Origin of the sequence: Enterobacter sp. EC_50 (genome assembly GCF_019584525.1) — a bacterium.
Taxonomy (GTDB): Bacteria; Pseudomonadota; Gammaproteobacteria; order Enterobacterales; family Enterobacteriaceae; genus Enterobacter; species Enterobacter roggenkampii.
This window is the reverse complement of sequence record NZ_VDAF01000014.1, coordinates 122,181-144,074: the sequence shown is the minus strand read 5'-3', so window position 1 is coordinate 144,074 and position 21,894 is coordinate 122,181. Positions and strand designations below refer to the sequence as shown.

Sequence of the window (21,894 nt, the reverse complement as noted above, 5' to 3'; positions counted from 1 at the left end):
ATTACCCCGCATCTTTCAGTTCAAAATGGCCGTTTTCCAGATCGACATCGGTGCGAAACAGAAACTCCAGCGGGTACGGCACACACCATAAACGCCCTTTGATCTCGATGGAGAGCACGTTGTGCAGATCCAGCGAGGAGGTATCCGACACGCAGCGGACCTGCAGCCCCTGCGGCAAAATGCGTGGTTCAAAATTGATGATGGCCTCGGTGAGCTTGCGCTGAATGTCGTGCCATTCGATGTCCGACATTCTTTTCCCGGCCAGGGGCGCGACGCCGAAGTTAACCACCGAGCGGCTCACGTGCGGTAGCGCGCTTAAATCGCCGGAGGCATCGTGGTTGATGGTATTAAACAGCCACTGCAAATCGCGCAGCACATTGCGGCGCAGGGCGGCGTGGGTGATCAAATTGCTGTTGGCCGACTCACGCTTTTTTTCCGGGTCGTTATCAGTGAGGCGATCGAGCAGCGAGGGCTGCATTTTGTCGCGCGCCCCCACCTTCTCCTGCCTGCTGCGGGCTTGCCAGCCGCTGCGCAGCAGATCGCCTTCGCCAGCGGGATTACTCATCGGCTCCATCCGTCGCAAACGTCACGAGGCTTAAGGACAGCAGCGGGCTTTCGCTTTGCTCGCTCAGCCAGGCCTTCTGGCCCTGGCCTTCATAGAGCGTGCCGTCAGTATCGAGCGGGTGCCAGTCGGTGGTCCGCCCGAGTTTAACCGCGTCAGAAGCATCGGCGGCAAACGGGTAACGCGCCGGGATCTGGCACACCTGCTCCGTCCCGTCCGTCAGGCGCACCAGCGCGTGACGCCAGACCAGGTCGGTCACGCTGGCAGGTGCCTGGAAACGGATCTCCGCGATAGCGTTAAACGGCAGCCAGAAATAGCGGCCGTTGACGATGGTTTCGCATACCGGGCCGAGACGGGCATCGCCGTCCATCAGCCAGTCAAAGGCCTGCGTCTCCTCGTTTTCGAGGGTAATCTGGCCGGGGGTGGCCTGCGCCTGCTCAAGGGCTTCCAGACGCAGCGCCTGCGCGCGCTCGCCCTCCTGGCTCAGCGCCGCCGCAAGGGTGGTTAGCCACGGCCACTGGGTTTCAGGCATCGCCGGACGCGCCTGTCCCGCCATCACCTGCGCGCGCTGCAGCTCGCCCTGAATGGACTGCTCCAGCAGCGTGACGGTGGGTTTCGCCTGCGGCTTCAGCGCCAGCCAGCTTTTCAGCTGGGTCAGGGCGCGCGTCCAGTTGCCGCTAAGGGTTAAAAACTGCACGAACGCGGCGCGCAGGTCGGCATCCGCCGGACGGGCTTTGATTTCTGCTTCCAGACGCGCAAGCGCGTCGTTGAGCGACTCACCCGCCAGGTGTTGATAGAGCGTATTCATCGCCATTCCTTAATTTGCCGCGCGCCATGCGCCAACGGCCGGATCGCGCAGCTGAGGACGCAGGGTGTCAATCAGCACGATATTCAGCGGGGTGCCGGGTGCCACCCAGGCGCTCCAGGTTTTTTTCACCGCCGCGATACGCGCCTGCAGTTTTGCATCGTCGCTGGCGGTTTCACGGGAGATCTCCACCGCGACGGTGCCGTTGCTCTTCCAGCTGTTCAGGGCGCTGTCGTAAGGCAGGATCATCCAGCTCTGGTCGCTGTTTGGGGTGCTGAATACCATGCGCTCTTTGTTGACGGAGGTGATCAGCGCGTTTTCCGGGTCGGCGCTCTGATTCAGCCCGGTGACCGGGAAGCCATGAATGTACGTTACCGCCATCTCTTTCTGCCCGCCGTTGCGGGACTGCGACACAACGGTGTGTCCGCTCAGCCAGCTGCCGTTGCCGCAGCGGGTGGTGTCAGAATCCGGAATGAAGAGCGCCGGTGCAGAGGAGCCCCCTTCCCAGAAGGTGCGCAGGTGGCAGCCGTCCTGCAGGGTAAACTCCTGCCACGGCGTACGGTCGGCGGCAACGGTGCGGGAAGCCACGTTCTGATCGGGCGGCAGTAACGCGCCGCTGGCTGGGGTGGCGGTGACGGTCGCAGCAGGCGCGGCCTGCTCCTGTTTCACCACCAGCGCCCAGTCCTGCGCTTTGCCAGCCGTGCCCTGCGCCAGCGTGGTACCCGCCGGATCGTTGAGCGTCCAGCTGAGTTTATTGACTTTACTGCACTGGTGTTCCAGCAGCGCGCCAAGACGCGGCACAAAGTTCTCCAGCACGGAGACGTCTTTCTTGCCGTTCGCCACAATGCGCAGCGCCACCTCAGGCTTACACCAGCTCTGCGGCGTGTTGTCTTTGATGTTGTCGATCCAGATATCCAGCTTCTGCGCAGGAGACTGCACGATGCGGAAATTTTCAGCCTGCGCGGTAGAGGTCGCCGCCAGAAGTGCCAAACCCGATAGCCAAAGTTTCATATCGTTCCTTGTGTGTCTAATCAGTTCCGCAGGGAAGAAATTGTGCTGCGTCAGAGAGGGTGTGCAGCAAAGTGGTGTCCTGAGGGTTGCCCATCCATACCGCCAGGGCAGTATAGTTATCCTGGGCATTCCCCTCCTGTTCGCCATTCTTTTGAATGATTTGGTTCATTAAGGTCAGCCACTCCTGCGGCGTATTCACCATATGCAGCGACTGCTTCATTTGCTCTTCGCTGACGCCGTGCCAGAACCCGTCGGTGCAGAGTAAAAAGGCATCGCCGTCTTCAACCTGCACCACGTCGCTGTAGCTCGCTTCCGGCCCGCCGTTTTCAATTCCCAGCGCCAGATAGAGCAGATTGCTGTTCAGGTTGTCGGTCTGGTGCCCGGCATCTTTCATCTGCTGCACCAGGCTGTGGTCGGTGGTCACATGCCACAGCCATCCCCGGCGGAACAGGTACAGGCGGCTGTCTCCGGCATGGGCCCAGTAGGCCAGCCCGTAATCACGGTCAATGAACAGGCTAACCAGCGTCGTGCCCATCCGGCGATAGTCCTGAACGGCCTGCTGTTCGCTGAGAATAGTGCGATTCGCCGTCTGCACGTAGTCGCGAATATGCTGCGCATTAAGATGTTTGTCGCCATCAAAGCGGGAGATAATGCTGTTGCGGGCCAGCGCGGCGGCCACTTCGCCGCCCGGCAGCCCCGCGATGCCGTCGCAGACGACAAAGCAGGCTGAACGTTCCCCAATGGTTTCTCCCGTCTGATCCTGGTTGCTGGCGCGCGTCCCCTGGCGGGAGAGAGAAGCCGTTGCGATATTCATTTGTCTTCCGATCCGCTCTGTGAGTCTTTGTACTGATTCACCTCCATGTCATACGCATGAAGGAAGGCCTCGCCGAACAGGGTGTGGAAGTCGTCCTCAATCTCGCCCGCCGTCTCGCCATAGCTGCGAACAAAGTAGTCCCACAGGGCGGCTTTGCGGCTGCCCGGCAGCGCCAGACGCGAGGTCATGCCGTTCTGCTTCGCCTGCTCTTCCAGCTGTTCCGGGTTAAAGGACTGCAGCATCGCGGCAATGATGGCGCGGATGCCGGAGATCATGCCCAGCTGGTGCGCCTGCAGGTCGATCAGCGCGTCGCGCACGGATTTGGTCGGCGGCATAAAGCCCGGCATCGGGGTGCCGAACATCTGGATTAACACGGTTTTGCCGGTCGGCAACAGCTTGAACGGGTTGTTGGCATCGTCCAGCACCATGGTCATGTCGGCTTTTACGCCGCGCTTGAGAATGGAGCGCGAGGAGAGCAGCGCCACGGTCCCCTGGGAGAACATGCCGAGGATCTGCCCCAGCTGACGCATATTTTCACGGTCAAACTGCGGGACGGGCTGCATTTCGCTGAGCCCCATCCCCTCCAGCAGCGCCTCCAGCAGCTCGCCCTGCAGCACTTCACCCTTCTCACCGCTGTTTGCCGTGGCGGCTGGCGAGGCGGCGTTATTGACCGGGTCGATGCGCAGGCGGCCCTTCGGGGCCTGCGCGCTGCTGCGCGCAACGGCCTGTGGCGTCGGCATGGTGAAGCCAGCGTAATCCGGTCGCGCGGGTTCCTCTTCAGCACGCGGTTCTTCCTGCGGCTTAGGGGCGAACAGCGGAGAATCGGCCAGCGCGTCCTCTTCCTGCTCAGGTTCCGGCACGGGGGCTGGCTTCTCGTTAATCACGTCATCCGGATGGGTTAACGGCGCGCCGCCCATCAGCCCGAGCGGGTCGTCATTACGCGCGGCTGGCGCGCTGGACTTACCGCCAAACAGGGCTAGCGGATCGAGCTCATCCGTCGCCTCTTCGTTCGGGGCTGGCTGGGTCTCAACCGGCGGCACCAGCGTGGAAGGCGTAGCGTCGTCAAAAATGCTCTCTTTTTTAAACAGCGCTTCGTCGCTGAACAGCGAGTCCGGATCGACATGCTTACGTTCGAGCGTGGGATCGCTGTCGTTGAACATCGCCAGCGGATCTTCGGCGTTACGCTCCGGGGCTGCAGGCTGGGAGAACGGATCGTGCGATGCCGCAGGCTGCGGTTTTGTACGGTTGCTGGAGATGCTGTCGGAGATGGAAAACTCCTGCATCAGGCTATCCCAGATCTCCGTTGGCACGGCGGTCGGCTCGGCTTTCCCACGGGGTGCGGCACTCGCCGGTTTCGGCTGCTGCGCAGGCGCAGGAGCCACGGTCGGACGCGCCTGCTGGTGCAGGCTGGCCGCCATGCGGCTCACGGGCTGGGTATCGTGGATCAGCTCGGTCACTTCGATACGGTAGTCATCAATACCGAGAATGTCGCCATCCTGCAGCTCAACCTGACGCCCTCGCTCCAGCGGAATGTCATTTAATACTACGCGGGTGACGCTGCCACGGTTGGTGACGCGGCATTCGCCCTGAGCGTCCACGTGAACAATGGCCTGCAGACGAGAGATGGTGCGGTCATTGTCCGGCAATACCAGATTGTTATCCGTACCGCGCCCAATGGTGCCGCCCGGGGCGTAAAAATCACAGCTGCTTTGCGGCGGCTGATGACCGGGTTTCGTAGAAATAATCGTGAATCGCATGGCGTATTCCTGCTGGTATGATTAGCGCTCAAACGCTGCCGCTCTCGGGGCGAGAACGGCGGCGTTTGGGGTTAACACATTCTATTCACTCTGCGTAAGCTTAAACTGGCCTGAGGGACCTTCTTGTAAGGTGAAGCGGGCCGCATAGCGAATAGAATCGTTTTTCCCTGACACCTTCAGAGCAACATCATATTCTCCGGCTTGCCACGCAATCCCCTGCCACTGGTGACACTGTTGGGTCGTTAACGTCACTTCAGGGCTAAACGTTGACGGCGGCGATACCGCTTTCCATTCATTTCCCGCGCGTTTCATTATGGTGGGCGAATGGCTGGTGACAGGCGCGTCTAACCCGGAGTTAGCGGGAATAGCAAAGCAGGGTTCGTTGTTCTTTAGCGTAACCGAAAGCGACTGATATTGTGCAGGATGAGATACGCAGGCACTCACCGTTAATGCGATTGCTACAACACTGAGTAACTGTTTCATAACCATACCCGCCGGTCTTTAGGATTTTGAATAAACAACGATAATACCTGCAGGTATTTATCCTTCAGGTCGGGGCCGATTATTCCCTCAAACCCAGCAATGTTCCGGAAATCACCCAGGCCGTAATTTATCAAATAATAAAAATCTGAAATGATAGAAGCCTGCTGCTCCATACCAAAGTCCGATAGTTTTTTATCGGGGGGCAGAGAATAATTATAACTTGCTGCCCAACTGAATGCACCTCGGGTTCGAACATTCATTCCAATCTGATGCTGCAATACATGCACCACTTCGTGAATAAACCAGTGTTTATATCGCGGAACCTCTATTGAGAAGTCATCCCGATAATGCGGCTCGCGAAAATAGAGCTCACCATTTGGGGTCATCGCGACATCTGTCGACTGCATATTAAACGGCAAATAGCTTTTATTATGGACTTTAACTTCTGAATACTTTATTGCGTCACTAAAAACCGAGCGCGCCAGTGCTATTTCGCCAATGGTGAGAGGACGGGCGCCTCCTTCCTGCAAACTTGCCATGCTATCTTCCTTCCCGGTTGATAATGACCGGGGAAAACTCCCCGGCCACATACGCAATTACGCTTCTTTGTTTTCTTTGATGTTCCAGCCAGCGCTGCTTTCAGCACCCTTACCACCCGACGTGGTCTGCTCCCAGTACTGCTGTTTCACTTTCGCAGCCTGGAATGCATAGGTCACACCAACGGTATCGCCGTTGTCAGCACCGGTATACTGAACAGAGGTCACCAGCACATCTTCCAGCGTGATGCGGGAGTATTCCACCTGCTGGCCGCCCGCTTTACAAACGGACAGCTCAACTTTGGTCAGGTGTTTACCGCTTGCGCAGTGTTTCAGGATAGCGGTGGTGGATTTGTCGATCAGCGCGTTAACGTGCAGGTCGTTAAAGTTAACTTTACCGGCACCGCCGCCACCGCCAACGCTCATATTACCTGGCTGGGAAGCGCCCCAGGAGAAGGAGGTAATATCAGTCCAGCCGGTGTGGTTAGAATCTTTCGATTCGCCCGTAACACCCTCGACCTTCAGAAACATATCAATAGCCATAATATCTACTCTTCGTGGATGAACAATATTGCTTTCGAAAAAGCACTTATATGGCAAACAGGAAAGCATGGGGCTGAATAAAACCGTCCATATTTTACCTCTGCCTCATATCAAATGACCCGTGTCATTTGACAGTCTTACATTCCCCCGGAATAAATGGAAAGAATGTGAAGTCTTTTACTATTGTGGATTATCCTGAATCCAGGTGCGGTCAGGATTTCCGATGATTAATTGAGGAGCGAGTTTATTAAGTTCGTCACTATGATAAAGACGCAGACAATTTAACGTGACACCTTTTACGTCGGGCTTTCGCTCAGCATGAAACCCGTTAATGTGATCTTTATATTTTCCAATGAGCGCATCCATTTTCTCAGTGCCATTTTCAGCATCAAAAGGTATCCACTCAATGAATGCACTCGCAGTGCGAGCGGCGTCAGTAGAAAACTGGCTGCCTTTATCTGCCACCTGCGCAAGGCATCGCGCCAGAACTAAATCTTTTAAAACCTGCCGGTATGTTTGCTGATGATAAAAATCAGGATAGTTATTCCCGGCACACACATAAGAGGTCATAAATACGAGGAAAAAACAGAAACGTTTCACCTTAATATCCTTTGCCATAGGATCCGCAGCGCATCAGTCCGCGTAAAATACTAATTTTTCTCTTTCCGTTTTTCTGCGACAACGTATATCCCTATCGCTAATGCATTAAGTCCAGTGCATAGAAATGCATGCATTGCGATTCGCGGGAAATCTGCCGGCCAGTCAAAGATAAAAAAATAGTAGCCGGATACCGTCACAAACAGCATGAATGAAATTATTAGCAACGTATAAATGGCTAAATAGCTGATGAATTTTCGTATTAACGCTGTCAGAGTCAAATTCATTAGCTATCTCATATTCACCGAAATGTAGCCGGCCCAATGGGCCGGCTACATTTATCACGCGTCTTTCGTCTTCAGCGACGGCAGTTTAGATACCAGGCGCAGAGAAACGGTCAGACCTTCCAGCTGGTAGTGCGGACGCAGGAAGAACTTCGCGGCGTAGTAGCCCGGGTTGTCCTCAATCTCCTGCACCTGCACTTCCGCAGCCGCCAGCGGTTTGCGGGACTTGGTCTCCTGGGAGGAGTTCGCCGGGTCACCGTCGACGTAGTTCATGACCCAGTCGTTCAGCCAGCGCTCCATCTCTTCGCGCTCGCGGAAGGAGCCGATTTTGTCACGCACGATGCACTTCAGGTAATGCGCAAAGCGGCAGCAGGCGAACAGGTACGGCAGGCGAGAGGCCAGACGCGCGTTGGCGGTGGCATCCGGGTCATGGTACTCGGCCGGTTTTTGCAGGGACTGCGCGCCGATAAAGGCAGCAAAGTCGGAGTTTTTGCGGTGAACCAGCGGCATAAAGCCGTTTTTCGCCAGCTCGGCTTCACGACGATCGCTGATGGCAATCTCGGTTGGGCACTTCATGTCCACGCCGCCGTCATCGCTCGGGAAGGTGTGGCACGGCAGGTTTTCCACCGCCCCGCCGGACTCCACGCCGCGAATCGAGGTGCACCAGCCGTACTCTTTGAAAGAGCGGTTGATGTTGGCGGCCATCGCGTACGCGGCGTTCGCCCACGAGTAGCTGTTGTGGTTCGCGCCGTCGGTTTGCTCTTCAAAGTCAAAGCTGTCGACCGGGTTGGTGCGAATGCCGTACGGCAGGCGCGACAGGAAGCGCGGCATCACCAGGCCCAGATAGCGGGCATCTTCGGATTCACGCAGTGAACGCCAGGCGGCGTATTCGGTGTTCTGGAAGATCTTGGTCAGGTCGCGCGGGTTGGCCAGCTCCTGCCAGGACTCCATCTGCATCACGCCCGGTGCGGTACCGGTAATGAACGGACAGTGCGCCGCAGAGCCGATGCGCGCCATTTCGCCCAGCAGCTCAACGTCCTGCGGGCTGTGGTCGAAGTAGTAGTCGCCGACGATGCAGCCAAACGGCTCGCCGCCGAACTGACCGTACTCCTGCTCGTAAATTTTCTTGAAGATCGGGCTCTGGTCCCAGCCCACGCCCTTGTAGCGCTTCAGGGTGCGGCCCAGCTCCTGCTTGGAGATGCTCATAAAGCGGATCTTCAGCATCTCGTCCGTTTCAGTGTTGTTCACCAGGTAGCTCAGACCGCGCCAGGCGCTCTCCAGCTTCTGAAACTCTTCGTGGTGAATGATCTGGTTCACCTGCTGTGACAGCTGTTCGTCGATACCGGCAATCAGGTTCTGAATGGTGCGGTAGGTATCGTTCGAGAAGGTGACGGTATTTTCCAGCGCCTGCTGCGCCAGGGTTTTGACCGCGCTTTCGACGGCGGAACGCGCCTGGTCGGTTTTCGGGCGGAACTCTTTGTTCAGCAGCGCGCTGAATTCATCCTGGCTGAACGCCTGACCCGCCTGCTGCTCGTGTTGTTGAGTCTGGTTGCTCATCGATTATTCCTCGCTACCTTTCGCGCTTTCGTCATTTTTCGGCAACTGGCTCAGGGATTTGAGCAGCGTCGGATCCTGCAGAATTTTTGCGATCAGCTCTTCCGCACCGTTTTTACCGTCCATATAGGTCAGCAGGTTGGAGAGCTGGGTGCGCGCTTCCAGCAGCTTGTTCAGCGGCTCAACCTTGCGGGCCACCGCGTCCGGCAGGAAGTCATCCATGCTGTCGAAGGTCAGATCGACGTTGAGCTTACCTTCGCCGGTCAGGGTGTTGTCCACCTGGAACGCCACGCGCGGCTTCAGCGCCTTCATGCGTTCGTCAAAGTTGTCGATGTCAATTTCGAGGAATTTACGCTCGTCGACGGCCGGCAGGTTTTCCACCGGTTTGCCGACCAGATCGGCCATAACGCCCATCACAAACGGCAGCTGAATTTTACGTTCTGCACCGTAGATCTCTACGTCATACTCGATCTGCACGCGGGGGGCACGGTTACGTGCGATGAATTTCTGCCCACTGTTACTCATTGCCATGATGTTCTCCATCAAAGATGCGCGGTGAAGGTGAAACGCCAGGCTCCATGCCTGACGTCATAATGCCTGGACGCGCTATTCGCGGCGCCCAAAGATGTTTTCCAGTTGGTTAACGCCGTCTGGCGCCAGGTCGCGAATAATGTCCATAAAGTTAAGTTCTGACAGCCGCTGCACCCGTTCAATCATCAGCGGTGCGGGGTGGCTCGGTTCGTACTGCGCAAAATACTGCTTCGCTTTTTCCAGCATCAGCTGGGCGTCGGCGCGGCTGGTGACCTGCACGCTGCGCCAGTCGGTCACCGGCTGAACGGGCTGCGTAGCCGTCGGCTGCTGCTCAGCCTGGGGTTCAGCCTGCGCATCACGGTTCGGCAGCAGCTTGCTGATGTCGGTCACCTGACAGGCGCTGGCCACCAGCCCCACGGTTTTCAGCAGCTGCTCCATTTCAGGTACGCCGCTTTCACCGAGATGCCCGATGAGCAGCTCGCGGATGGCCAGCAGACGTTCGTTAATGACGATGACCGCGGCGGTCCCCGGCTGGTCGCCGCGAGCCAGCTCGTCAATCAGCCGCGGGCGCCCGCCGGGATAGTCCGGGCATTCGTTTTTACTGCCGTCCAGCAGCGCCTGGGCATCCCGCAGCGAAATTTCATCGCCGTTTGAACGCAGCAGCGAGGCGTTGCGTACCGCGACCGTCAGGTCGGATTTATCACTCAGCCCGGCGAGAGCGTTGATGCGGTAGAACGGGTCGGTTTCACCGTACTCTTCGAGCAGCGGATAGAGCGGCTCCCAGTAGCGGGCGATCGCCTCCTGCACCAGCAGTAATCCGTCCGCGTAGCCTGCCAGCCCGCGACGGCGGGTCCAGGCATGGGTTAACGCCAGCAGGACGCGAAGATCTTTGGTGCGGGTCAGCAGGCTGGTGGCGTATTTTTCGACCGTGTTCCAGTCAGCAGGCTCCGCCGGGATGATGGTGTCGCCAAACTGCTGTTCCGCTTTCCCAAGGCTTGCCTGGTTCATCGCCTGGAAGTCAGCGTCGTACTCCAGGTTTTCGCCGCAGGGGTTGTCGGGGCTTATGGGCGCGAGAAATTCTTCGATATTCATGAGATCCCTGCTTATTCAAACATAGGCGGATAGAGACCGTGACGGCCCGGACGGGCGCCCCCTGCCGGATCGAACAGCAGGGTGAAAAGCTGCCCGGTAAAGTTACCGCTGTGCACGTGGGTGTAGAGCGGGTATCCGTCGCAGCGGTTGGTCCACCAGTAGCTGGTCTGACGCAGCGGGTCAAAGCACTCTGCCGCCTGAGGCCAGCCCAGCGTGCTCTGGCCGTCCTCGTCGTAGCCAATCACATCCAGGATGTCGGAGCGCTTTTGCGGCTCGACCGGCTGCGGTGCCGGAATGGACATCAGCATCTCGTCGAGCTGCGAGGCGGAAAAACTGTTGCGCACCGCGTGCAGCCCCAGGCGTCCAATCTGCTGATACCAGCTTTCGGCCTGGCTGAGCAGGCTGGTCGACCACTCTGACGGGGCGAAGCTCAGCTGAATGCAAACCGGGTATTGTCGGCCGACGCTGTCGCGCCCGGGCAGCAGACAGCCCATCTGGATCATCTGGCTGCCCAGCATGGGCGGTACCACAAAATTCCAGACGGGTGCTTTCTGAAACGGGCGCTCGCCGCTGCGCTGCTCTTCCTGCTGCCAGGCCAGCAGACCGACCTGGAACCAGTGCGACCACTGGCGCTGTAAGGTGTCAGGAAAGCGGCGCTGCAAAAAATCTCCGGCGCTGGGTAACTTGCCATACCAGCTGTAGCGGTTCATCGCAGGGGTATTCGTCATACGGCTGTCCTTGCGGTTATGGGCATGAGAAACGGGGAAGCTGGAACGGGTTGCGAATGCTGTTTGGCGCAAACTCCAGCGTGACCTGATGTCCGTCGACGTTGAAGGTGGCTTGACGGCTGAGGCTACCCGCCCCCGGGCTGGTGCTCGCTTTATCAAAGAAGCGGTTCAGCGCCCAGGAACCGTTGGTCACCAGCGTCGCCGTGCTGCCGTTCGCCAGACCCAGCTGCATGCGGACCTGGTTGGTGCCGCCCGGCCCCGGCCAGTTCATGATCTGCACCGCCTGCGGCCCGTGGCTGTAGCGCAGCAGCTGACCGTCCACGTCCAGGGTCAGGTTCAGAATGGTGTTATCCATTCGCACGGTGCGAACCGTCACCTTGAAGGACGGCGTGGTTGCGCCGTTAGCAAAGAAGGCGTCTCGAATCGACTGGGCCTGCTGGAACGGTCTCAGCAGCCCTTCGCTTCCCGGCAGCGTTTTCCCGTCGATGCCCGGCATAAAGCGCCAGTTGGCCTGGGTGGTGTCCACTTTGCTGGTCAGGTTATCGCGAAAGAAGGTATCCATCAGCCCGGTCCCCGGCGCAAACATGCGCGCGAGATCGTCAGGGGTGACCTCGGTGCTGGCGCTGCGCACCAGCGGGTAGCGACCGGCAATCGCCTGACGGCAGAACCCGCCCACCTCAACGTTAATGCGCTTACGCACGTTTTCCAGATCGCGACGCTGGGTGTCGCTGCTGGCACCCACCGCCATGTTGCTGAACATGGTTTGCAGCCCGCCCGGCAGACGACCGGCGCTGGCCTGCAGGCGGCTGATCGCCTCCCCGCCCGGCGCCGGCATGCCGCTGTTGGCGGCATCCTGCACGGCGGTCAGGTAGCGATACAGCTCATCCACCTGTTTGAGAAAATCGTCAAACTTGATGGTCTTCCCGCCCTTCTCCAGCGGCTGGGCCAGCTCAATCATCGGCGCGTAATGGTCGGTCACCAGCTGCTCCGGCGCCTGGGTAACCGCGGCGGCCTGCGTTGGCGCGTTGTCATTATTGCTGAACAGCGCTTCCAGCGTGCGGGTGGCGCGGCTGCTTTGCGCCTGCGCTTTACCCGCATCTTCCGGCGCTGGCGTATCGCGGGAGAGCGTCAGGACCTGGCTCAGGTTCTGCACCAGGCGGCGCAGCGGCGAGTTGGCGCCGGAAAGCAGGCGCGCGGTGTTGATGCGCTGGGAAAGGTCGGCGCTGTTATTCAGCTGAATGTCAGCGAGAAAGCGATCCCAGTTAGCGATAAAGTCGCGCATATAGAGCTGGCGCACGGCGTTATCGATCTGCTGTTTATCATCCTGAGCCGTGGCGGCCCCCAGCACCCAGGCGTCATCCTCGTGCAGGGCGGTGGTAACGCTGTCAATCTGGCCGTTAAAGCTTTTCCAGTAGCCGTCCGGCGTATACAGACCCGGAACGCCTTCGCTCACCGGCTTGCCGCTTTTGCGGGAAAATACCAGCTCGCTCTGCGGTCCGCCCAGGTCGGAAAGGGAGACCGGCTTCAGGTTGTCGTCATGTTCCAGCAGGCGCTTCAGGCGGCCGTAGACGCGGGTTGAAAGCGGCTGCTGGCCGATCATCGCTCTTTCGCGCGCCACCAGGGACTCGTCCTGCGCGTACGGCGAGGCCTGAATTTTCGGCTCCAGCAGCTGCGTCAGGTGCCATTCAAGCTGCTGCAGCTGCGCCTTCGTGACGTTCTGCGGCAGGTTACGCTGCAGGTTGAGCATTACCCACGAATGCAGGAATTTGCCGTCGTAGTGCTTCGGCTGATAGAGCATCTGATAGGCTTTCAGCGCCTCGTAGCTGTATTCCACATCGCTGCCGTTGTCGTTGCGAAGCCAGGTGGTGATGTGCATGGCGACGGCAGGGAGCAGCATCTGATCCAGCGCTTTCTGATACAGGGACTGAGAGGCGTCGCTGACGTCGTCCCCGCGATAAAGCCCCATACGGCGGGAGACCGGCGGATCGTTCACATCAAACGCGTCGCTTTTCGGCAGATCCACCAGGCTATTCAGCAGCGGCAGCAGTTCGAACAGGTCACGCTGGGTCTGGTTCTGTAAGGCCTTGCTCTGCTGGTCGAGCAGCGGAACCTTCGCATCCACTTCTTCCAGGTAGGCCTTGTTTTTGGCATAGCTGGTGAGCCACAGTCCACCCAGGATCACCAGCAGGGCCAGCAGCGCCGCATAGCCAGACCAGATCACGGCCCGGTTGCGCAGCTCCCACCAGCGGTTTTCTCCGGCGATCCCGGCTTCCTGGAAGATGACGTTTTGCAGCAGGTTCTTGATGAAGAAACTCTGGCCTTTTGCGCCCGGGATTGGCGATTCTTTGCTGACCGAATCCCAGTTATCGCTCTCTGCCCCTTCCGGCAGCGACAGCGCGCGGTTCAGTTCGCCCATCACGCGGTCGAACGGCATGCCTTCCTGCGTCCCGCTGGCGAAGTAGATCCCGCGCGGAGAGAACTCGGTTTCGAAGTTGGAGCGGGCGAAGACCGTGCTGAGGTAATCCGCCAGCAGCGGACGCAGCGCGGCAAACTCCTGCGGGAAAAGATACGCTTCGGCGCGGGTCTTCGCGTCATGCTCTTTGAGCATGGTTTCCGGCAGCCCGGCGTCGAGGCGCTGCTGCAGCAGAGAAAACTCCTGCTGGAAATTGCCCATCAGGTCGTAATCGGCGTGTTTGGTTTGTTCCCACGGTAGCGTGAAGCCCCAGATCTGGTCGCGCTGCGCTTTATCGTAGTCGGCAAACCAGGCGCGGAAGCCTTTAAGCAGGTCGGCCTTGGTGACCATCACGTAGACCGGGAAGCGAATCCCCAGCTGTTCATGCAGCTCGGACAGACGCTGACGCAGGTTCACCGCCTGCTGGCGGGACGCCTCGGCTGACTGGGTAAGCAGGTCAGAAATGCTGATGGTGACGATCACACCGTTGATCGGCTGGCGGCGGCGATACTTGCGCAGTAACCCCATGAACTGCAGCCATTCCCCGGCGTCCTGCACCTGCTCGCTCTCCTGGGTGGTATAGCGACCCGCGGTGTCCAGCAGCACGGCCTCGTTGGTAAACCACCAGTCGCAGTTACGCGTGCCGCCAATGCCGCGCAGGGCGGTCTTACCGAAGCGGTCGGCCAGCGGGAACTGCAGCCCCGAGTTGACCAGCGCCGTGGTTTTACCGGAACCCGGCGCGCCGATAATGACGTACCACGGCAGCTGATAGAGGTATTGCGTGCTGAAGCGCTGCGTCCACTGAGCGCCCTGTCCCGCCTTGCTGAAGTGCGCTTTTTTCAGCATCTGCGCGGCTTCATCAAAACGGCTGGCGAGGATCTGCTCCTCGTTGTTCAGTCGCTTCTGCGGATCAGCCGCTTCCGGGCTGGTGGTGTTCTCATTGAGCTTGTCCATCAGCTTGCGGTTCAGCCAGGCGTTGTAAAGACGCGGCAGAATGTGGCCCTGCGCCCACAGCAGATAGACCACGGCGATACTGATGATGCGGTTCTGTTCAGATTCAAGCGGCCGGGTGTCCACGATGGACAACAGCGGGCCAATCATCCAGATCACCGCCGCCAGCGCCGTGACGCCGAGGAAGCTCCACAGAATGCGGTTAGTCAGTATGGAAAGAAGAGTCGTCAGCATTCCTTAGTTTCCTTGCGGCAATCCGTTCAGCTCGGCCTGGGTATTTTCAGGCGACACCAGCAGAGTAATTTCCACACGGCGGTTACGGGCGCGGTTTTCAGGCGTCGTGTTCGGCGCCACCGGGTTAATCTCGCCCCGCCCTTCCGCTTTCACGCGGCCAGGCTGAGAGAGGCTTCCCTGCAGCATTTTCTGTACCGAGCGGGCGCGTTCCAGAGAGAGTTCATAGTTAGAGGCAAAGCGCGCGCTGCGGATCGGCACGTTGTCGCTGTAGCCCACCACCAGAATTTTGCCGCTCACGTTATTCATTGCCTGCGCGATGCGGTGGATGACCGGTTCATAGCGGTCGCGCACGACGGTCGAGGCAGAGGCAAACAGCCCGTCGCCTTTCAGGATAACCACGCTGCGATCCGCTTCGTCTTTCACCGCGACGAGGCCAGCCTCGATCTCCGGTTTCAGGAAGCCGCGCAGGTTCAGCACTGCCGGAAGCTGACGCGCCGGTTGCTGAATAGTGGTTTCCGGCAGCTGGGACTGGTAAATCTTCGCCAGCACCGGGTTGGTGCTGTCGCCAAGACGCCAGTTGAGCACGATATAAAACAGACAGGCGATAAACCCGGCCAGCGCCACGCAGGCCCAGAGAGGAACCATCGGCCGCCAGAGCTTGCGCAGCACCGGGCGATCTTCCGGATGGGGAGAAAGCGGCGCCGGATAGCTGCCGCGCACGCCGCGGATCATCTGCCACAGCCGCTGCTTGATGGTCTCAAGCTGGGTGCGGCCATTGTCCAGCACCCGATAGCGTCCTTCGAAGCCGAGCAGCAGGCAGTAGTTGATCATCTCCAGCAGCAGGATGTGCTCGCGCGGATTTTGCGACAGGCGCGCCAGCAGCTGGAAGAACTTCTCGCCGCCCCAGGTTTCGTTATGGAACGTCACCAGCAGGCCATTGCTTGACCAGACCCCGCTGCTGCCCCAGGGGGTGAGCGCGGCGGCTTCATCAAGCGCCGTACAGAGGCAGTAGCGTGCCCCGACGATCACTTCGTAGGGCAGCCCCGCCTGCTGACAGCGGACTTCGAAACGGCGAATTTCATCGATCAGTCGCTGGCGTAACGCCACCTGGTCGTCGTGCGATACCGAATGACGGATCTGCGGAATCGCATTGAGCAGCGGATTGGCGGCCGCCACCAGCTGATTGTTGCTACTGGCCCCGGTGAACGCGGCATCGCTGCCGGTATCCTGTCGTTCCTGCATATTAAGCGCTCGCTTTATTATTCTGTCGGGCTACGGATGGCCCAAAACTCCATATCCAGCCCCGGGAACTCCCCCGCAAGGTGCAGGGCGAATGCGCCGGACTTATCCATCTCGTGCCACAGCTCGCTGCCCTTCTCGAGCTCAAAGTAGCTGTAGCCGGCATGCCACGGGATCTGCGGCGGTGCAACCGGCATGGCGCGCAGCATAATGCCCGGCAGCTGAAGCTGAACCAGATCGCGGATTTTCGACACCGGTGCGACCTTCATCTGCGCCGGGAAATGGGTTTGCAGGTGTTCGCCCGGCACGTTGGCTTTGACCGCCAGCACGAAGCCGAACTCACGCACCATGCTGGTTTCAGGCACCGTGGCGATGTTGAGGCCATGAGAGCGCTCGTTAAGCGGCAGTTGGATAGCGTGGTCTTCCATCACCAGCGACAGCCCCTGACGCAGCATCAGCATCAGCTTGCTGAAGCAGTTCGCCAGATCGTCATGATCGTAAATCGGCAGCACGCTTTCGGCGGTCCGCTGCGACGTCCAGGTGGCGAGCTCGGTGGCAAACGGCAGCCAGCTGCGCCAGAGCGTTTCCGGGTGCAGCAGCGGGAGGGTTTTTAAATGAGACACCTCGCCCAGATGACGGTTAACCAGCGACAGCAGCGTGAACTCGATCATTTCAGAGGTGTTAAAGCGGCCGGGCTGGCGCAAACGGCCGCCAATCTGCTGGCTGCGCTGCACCAGTAAGCCGTGCAGATCGTTGATCATGCTGTAGATCTGCGGGCTGTTATTGGCATTGAGCATCGGCGGGATGTAGCTGTTGTCGAGCCGCACGTGGTTGTCGTTACGCTTCTCGGTCACAAACGCCACGCCGATGGCGGTCCACTCCGCCGTGAGGTCTTTTTCGAGCATCAGGGTCAGACGCAGGCGGCCAAACTGGACGGTAGCATCCCCCACCGACATGGCGTTATCGTCCTCCACCTCCTGCTCGAACGCGATAAAGCGCGCCAGCGAGGATGGCTCTTCGCTGAAAATCACCTCTTCTCTCTCGCCACGACGAACCGGCAGTGCGAGCACCACCTTTTCGTTGGTGAGATTGTCAGGAATTTTCAGCGGTACTGGACCGTTACGCCCGTTGCGCACCTGGAAAAAGGTGCCGTCCGGCAGCAGCCCGCTGCAGTAGCTCAGGGCAATGCATCCCTGACGAAGCATCGCTTCATCCAGTTCAACGTCGAGAAAGCCCCAGAGATACGATCGCTGCAGCGCGCCCCATTCACGAACATGGTTGAGCAGATAGCTTTCAGTCCGCTGAAAATGGTGTGGACGCAGGAACATGCCTTCGGTCCAGACGACCTTTTCTGCTTTCGTCATGATGATGTGTTTCCTGTTTAGAAGCGCGTTACTGGCTGATGACCCGAATGCCGTTCACGTCGAGAAAAACGTTGGCCTGAAGTTCATCGGCGGACCATTTCCAGAACTGGTAGATATGATTTTCGCCAGGCACGGGCAGAGGGAGTGAAACGCGCCATTTTTTGCCATCCAGCACCTGGTACTCCGCCATCACGCCGATGTAGCGAGCCTCCGGCGAGCTTTGCCCGCTGAGAGTTTTTGACAGCTGTCCCGGCATCAGGAAGAACACATCGCTGTTCAGCAGATTCGCGCCAAGCGTGGCTGACGCGTTGTTCTGCAGGGAGTAGAAGTCGCTGGACATGAAATCCGCATCGGATTTCAGCAACAACACCCGAACCTTAAGCGGCGCAGATTCATTGATTTGTGGATGAGCCTGAAACTGCAGATTGTAGCGGGAGGGGTCGCTGTGTGAAGACGACGTACAACCACTGACCAGCGCGAAAATCATCGCGTAAAAGGGTAACCACAGCTTATGAAAATTTTTATTATTCATAAAAATGCGCTCATGAAAGCCGTTTAGTTCAGGATCCAGGTACCGTTAGCGCTGTCTTTGCAGGCTTTGCTGTTACCGTCGACATCAACACAGGTCGCTTTTTTACGCGTCTTATGGCGAATGGCCTGTTTACGCACGGCGGCATCGTACTGGTCGGCCTTGATAACGGCGCGCATCGGAACGTAACCAATCAGCTGCTCGTTGCCTTCATCGGCAAGCGCCATCCAGTAGTGTTCAACCTGACCCAGCACCACGTACGTTTTTCCGGCATCAAGAGTGCGGATAACTTTACCGCCGAAGTCAGGACGGCTCATCAGAGAGGCCGGATACATGGCACGATACGGCTCGTTAACCGGCGTGAACTCCGTCGGCGGCGTCACAGCGTGACGGTGGGTTAAGGTGACGCCGTTGACCTGGCTGGTCTCGATCGTATCGTCGTTAATCACAGGTTTCTGCGGTGCTTTACAGCCCGCCACCGCCATTACAAACAGAAGTGAAAACAGTACGCGCATTTTCATATGCTTTTCCGTAGCGATATTTCGATGATGGAGATTAGGGGATGAAGTTTGACTTAAGTGCTATTGTTAAAATAGTCAGGATATTTTCGGGGCGTTACTACTTTAAGGGCATAGCTACCGCACGAGCCTTTCAGAATAAGGCCCAGTGTCTTCCTGACATATTTTGACAAACGGTAAACAAGTTTACATGAGCTTCGTATCAATTCAATATTTACCGCCGCGTAACTGTTGGTAAATGAAGCAGTCGGAAAATTATAGGATTAATCCTATGATAAAAAACGATAAGGCCCATCCTTTCTTATTCTTCCACCACAAAACCACATAACGCCATGTTTTATAGACTAAAAAACGCAAAAGAGAACCACTTTCATTAACGCAATCACGCTATTATCGCCACTACCATAATTAGTAGAATTCGCGTTTTTTTGATGTCAAAGGAATATATCCCTGATGAATTATTTGTTGCACTAACAGGGTATCTTTAATATTGAAGACGCTTCATCGCCTGGGTGAGAATATTTCACTTATGCAGCAAGATGTTAATTTCATGCCGCAAAAAAAGCGTATATTTTCGGCCGTAATAATTCCACTGTCAGGTATACCTTATATCTATTATTCATTAAGCGTGAGTAAACCTTCCTGCCATTCTCTCAATTGAAAAATGCCTCCAGCAGCCCACCAGCCGCGAATCGCGGCGATATCTCCAGCGCATCAGCTTCACTCGATGTTTTACTGGCGCTACATACTTTCCTGCTCACTGCCATCTATCTCGCCTACCGGGCGATAGATAAGATTTATTATTAAAATGATAAATATTAGTTATAATTTCTTTAAATATTTAAACACCAGACCAGATAAATTACTGTAATAAAAAGAGTTTGCGTTAAGGCATTTTCCCGTTCCGTATGTGCGTTACCATCCGGCCGTCATTGCTTTCACCTATTGCTCTTGTCAGTGATTTTTTGAGCTCAGGCGTTGTGTGATCGAACAAATCAGGAGTGGGTATGAACAAGAAAAGACGCTCGGTGCCAGGCATCAGACACTATGACGGCCCTGCCGGCGGTTGGGGCGCATTGAAAGCGACGGCCATTGCGGTACGCACCCAAATGGATACCTTTGACGCCCCGGCGACGCTGCTGCGCACCAACCAGCCTGACGGCTTTGACTGCCCGGGCTGCGCGTGGCCTGATAAAGAACACAAATCGACGTTCCAGTTCTGCGAGAACGGCGCCAAAGCGGTGACGTGGGAAGCCACCAGTAAACGCGTGACACCCTCGTTTCTGGCGGAAAACAGCGTCTCCTCGCTGCTGGCAAAATCGGACTTTGAGCTGGAAGGCTACGGGCGGCTGACGCATCCCCTGCGCTATGACCGCGACAGCGATACCTTCAGGCCCGTCGACTGGGACGAGGCGTTTCAACGCATCGGCGAAGTACTGCGCGGGCTCGAACCGGACCAGGTCGAGTTCTATACCTCCGGACGCGCCTCTAACGAAGCGGCGTATCTGTTCCAGCTGTTCGCCCGCGAATACGGCACCAACAACTTCCCCGACTGCTCAAATATGTGTCACGAGGCCACCAGCGTCGGTTTGCCCCGTTCGATTGGCATCGGGAAAGGGACCGTCTCGCTGGACGACTTCGACAAGACGGAGCTGGTGATCTCCATCGGCCATAACCCCGGTACGAACCATCCGCGAATGATGGGGACCCTCCATGAGCTGGCCCGTCGCAACGTGCCGATTATCGTCTTTAACCCGCTGCGCGAGCGCGCGCTGGAACGTTTTGCGGACCCGCAAAGCGTGATTGAAATGGCGACCTACGGCTCCACGGATATCGCTTCGACCTATTTCCAGGTGAAGGCCGGGGGCGATGCCGCCGCGCTGAAAGGGATTGCCAAACACCTGCTGGAAATGGAGGCCGCACGCGGTGACGTGCTCGATCGCGCGTTTATTGCCGAACATACTCAGGGCTTTGAGGACTTTGCTGCCGATATCGCGCAAACCCGCTGGGACGACATTGAGCGCGAGTCAGGTCTCAGCCAGGCGGCGCTCAAAAAGGTGGCAGAGGCGTATGCGAAATCGAATGCCACCATCATTACCTACGGGATGGGCATTACCCAGCATAATAAAGGGACGGCCAACGTCCGCCTGATTGCGGACCTGCTGCTGATGCGCGGGAATATCGGCAAGCCCGGCGCGGGAATATGCCCGCTGCGCGGCCACTCAAACGTGCAGGGGAACCGTACCGTCGGGATTAGCGAGAAACCCACGCCGGCCTTCCTGAACCGTCTGAAGGAGGTTGTCGGCTTTGAGCCACCGTCTCACCACGGCCATGACGCGGTGCAGGCCACCCAGGCGATGATCGACGGCCGCGCGAAGGCGCTCATCTGCCTCGGCGGTAATTTTGCGGTGGCGATGCCCGATCATGAACGCGGCTTTCCGGCGATGGGATCCCTGGATTTGAGCGTCCACGTCGGCACCAAGCTCAACCGTACCCATCTGCTGGTGGGCAAAGAGACCTTTATTTTCCCGTGTCTTGGCCGTACCGAGCTGGATGTTCAGGCCACCGGCCGCCAGTCCATTACCGTTGAAGACTCGATGTCGATGGTCCATGCCTCATCCGGCAAGCTAAAACCCGCCTCCCCGTTGCTTCGGTCAGAACCCGCTATCGTCGCGGGCATGGCGAAAGCCACCCTGCCGGAAACCCGCGTGGACTGGATGACGCTGGTTGAGGATTATGACCGTATCCGCGATCTGATCGAGCAGACCATTCCGGGGTTTGAGAACTACAACGCACGGATCCGCGTTCCCGGCGGCTTCCGTATGCCGCTGCCGCCAACGCAACGTCTCTGGCCAACGGCGACGGGAAAAGCGATGTTCTCGGTCTTCGACGGCGTACACGAGAACGCCAGCGGTGAAGGTGAGCACGTCCTGCGCCTGATCACGCTGCGCAGCCACGACCAGTACAACACCACCATTTACGTGCTGGATGACCGCTACCGCGGCGTGTTTGGCCGCCGCGACGTGCTGTTTATGAACGAAGAGGATATGGCGCAGTCAGGGCTGGAACACGGCGACCGCGTGGATATCGAAACCGCCCTGCCCGGCAACGGACAGCGTCTGGAAGACATTACCGTGGTGGCGTACAACATCGCGCCGGGGACCGTCGGGGCCTATTATCCGGAGGCCAACGTGCTGGTACCGCTTGATTATCTGGATAAGGACAGCGGTACGCCGTCGTATAAATCCGTTCCGGTTCGCATCACCCTGCGCTCAAAAGAGATCCGCATGCTGTAAGCCGATCGCGCAGA

Annotated in this window: 19 protein-coding genes; 1 reads left to right on the top strand and 18 read right to left on the bottom strand. The window is 58.0% G+C overall.

Features of this window, described 5'->3' with window-relative positions:
* Window position 1: 1 nt before the first annotated feature.
* The 18 genes from tssE to FHC48_RS13520 form a co-directional block, all read right to left on the bottom strand.
* Window positions 2-565: a type VI secretion system baseplate subunit TssE gene (gene tssE / locus FHC48_RS13605; RefSeq protein ID WP_008502634.1), complete on the bottom strand. Its 564-nt coding sequence runs from the start codon at window positions 563-565 to the stop codon at window positions 2-4.
* Complete coding sequence (locus FHC48_RS13600; protein WP_045418971.1) at window positions 558-1,370, bottom strand: type VI secretion system accessory protein TagJ; 813 nt, start codon at window positions 1,368-1,370, stop codon at window positions 558-560. Before FHC48_RS13600 ends, tssE begins: the two co-directional genes overlap by 8 nt.
* Before the next feature lie 9 nt (window positions 1,371-1,379).
* Window positions 1,380-2,378: a hypothetical protein gene (locus tag FHC48_RS13595; RefSeq protein WP_059362784.1), complete on the bottom strand. Its 999-nt coding sequence runs from the start codon at window positions 2,376-2,378 to the stop codon at window positions 1,380-1,382.
* A gap of 16 nt (window positions 2,379-2,394) precedes the next feature.
* Window positions 2,395-3,192, bottom strand: a complete 798-nt coding sequence (locus FHC48_RS13590) for a PP2C family serine/threonine-protein phosphatase (protein WP_008502637.1) — start codon at window positions 3,190-3,192, stop codon at window positions 2,395-2,397.
* On the bottom strand, window positions 3,189-4,949 hold the full coding sequence (gene tagH / locus FHC48_RS13585) for a type VI secretion system-associated FHA domain protein TagH (protein ID WP_059362486.1): 1,761 nt from the start codon (window positions 4,947-4,949) through the stop codon (window positions 3,189-3,191). The genes FHC48_RS13590 and tagH overlap by 4 nt, the downstream gene beginning before the upstream one ends.
* A gap of 81 nt (window positions 4,950-5,030) precedes the next feature.
* A complete protein-coding gene (locus FHC48_RS13580; protein WP_059362488.1) occupies window positions 5,031-5,438 on the bottom strand; it encodes a putative T6SS immunity periplasmic lipoprotein in 408 nt (135 codons plus the stop codon).
* On the bottom strand, window positions 5,429-5,971 hold the full coding sequence (locus FHC48_RS13575) for a hypothetical protein (RefSeq protein ID WP_059362491.1): 543 nt from the start codon (window positions 5,969-5,971) through the stop codon (window positions 5,429-5,431). Before FHC48_RS13575 ends, FHC48_RS13580 begins: the two co-directional genes overlap by 10 nt.
* Before the next feature lie 57 nt (window positions 5,972-6,028).
* Window positions 6,029-6,511, bottom strand: a complete 483-nt coding sequence (locus tag FHC48_RS13570; RefSeq protein ID WP_008502640.1) for a type VI secretion system tube protein Hcp — start codon at window positions 6,509-6,511, stop codon at window positions 6,029-6,031.
* A gap of 180 nt (window positions 6,512-6,691) precedes the next feature.
* Entirely contained in the window at window positions 6,692-7,081 is a 390-nt protein-coding gene (locus FHC48_RS13565) for a T6SS amidase immunity protein Tai4 family protein (protein WP_220418809.1), read from the bottom strand.
* Between the two features lie 368 nt (window positions 7,082-7,449).
* A complete protein-coding gene (gene tssC / locus FHC48_RS13560) occupies window positions 7,450-8,949 on the bottom strand; it encodes a type VI secretion system contractile sheath large subunit (RefSeq protein WP_021240385.1) in 1,500 nt (499 codons plus the stop codon).
* Window positions 8,950-8,952: 3 nt separating this feature from the next.
* On the bottom strand, window positions 8,953-9,477 hold the full coding sequence (gene tssB / locus FHC48_RS13555) for a type VI secretion system contractile sheath small subunit (RefSeq protein WP_008502644.1): 525 nt from the start codon (window positions 9,475-9,477) through the stop codon (window positions 8,953-8,955).
* Window positions 9,478-9,552: 75 nt separating this feature from the next.
* Window positions 9,553-10,569: a type VI secretion system protein TssA gene (gene tssA / locus FHC48_RS13550; protein ID WP_059362496.1), complete on the bottom strand. Its 1,017-nt coding sequence runs from the start codon at window positions 10,567-10,569 to the stop codon at window positions 9,553-9,555.
* 11 nt (window positions 10,570-10,580) lie between these two features.
* Entirely contained in the window at window positions 10,581-11,297 is a 717-nt protein-coding gene (gene tagF / locus FHC48_RS13545; RefSeq protein ID WP_008502646.1) for a type VI secretion system-associated protein TagF, read from the bottom strand.
* A 16-nt stretch (window positions 11,298-11,313) separates the two neighbouring features.
* Complete coding sequence (gene tssM / locus FHC48_RS13540) at window positions 11,314-14,934, bottom strand: type VI secretion system membrane subunit TssM (RefSeq protein ID WP_059362499.1); 3,621 nt, start codon at window positions 14,932-14,934, stop codon at window positions 11,314-11,316.
* A gap of 3 nt (window positions 14,935-14,937) precedes the next feature.
* Complete coding sequence (locus tag FHC48_RS13535) at window positions 14,938-16,176, bottom strand: DotU family type VI secretion system protein (protein ID WP_008502648.1); 1,239 nt, start codon at window positions 16,174-16,176, stop codon at window positions 14,938-14,940.
* 17 nt (window positions 16,177-16,193) lie between these two features.
* Window positions 16,194-17,537, bottom strand: coding sequence for a type VI secretion system baseplate subunit TssK (gene tssK, locus FHC48_RS13530; RefSeq protein ID WP_021240388.1), 1,344 nt, complete (start codon window positions 17,535-17,537; stop codon window positions 16,194-16,196).
* Window positions 17,538-17,565: 28 nt separating this feature from the next.
* Window positions 17,566-18,069, bottom strand: a complete 504-nt coding sequence (gene tssJ / locus FHC48_RS13525) for a type VI secretion system lipoprotein TssJ (protein ID WP_023618341.1) — start codon at window positions 18,067-18,069, stop codon at window positions 17,566-17,568.
* Between the two features lie 23 nt (window positions 18,070-18,092).
* The gene (locus tag FHC48_RS13520; protein ID WP_059362502.1) at window positions 18,093-18,587 is read right to left on the bottom strand and encodes a hypothetical protein; all 495 of its coding nucleotides are present in this window, start codon (window positions 18,585-18,587) and stop codon (window positions 18,093-18,095) included.
* A gap of 1,004 nt (window positions 18,588-19,591) precedes the next feature.
* On the opposite strand from FHC48_RS13520, the gene FHC48_RS13515 reads away from it, so the two are divergent.
* Window positions 19,592-21,880 carry an FdhF/YdeP family oxidoreductase gene (locus FHC48_RS13515; RefSeq protein ID WP_059362505.1) on the top strand — a complete coding sequence of 763 codons (2,289 nt, stop codon included), beginning with the start codon at window positions 19,592-19,594 and terminating at the stop codon, window positions 21,878-21,880.
* Window positions 21,881-21,894: the final 14 nt, after the last annotated feature.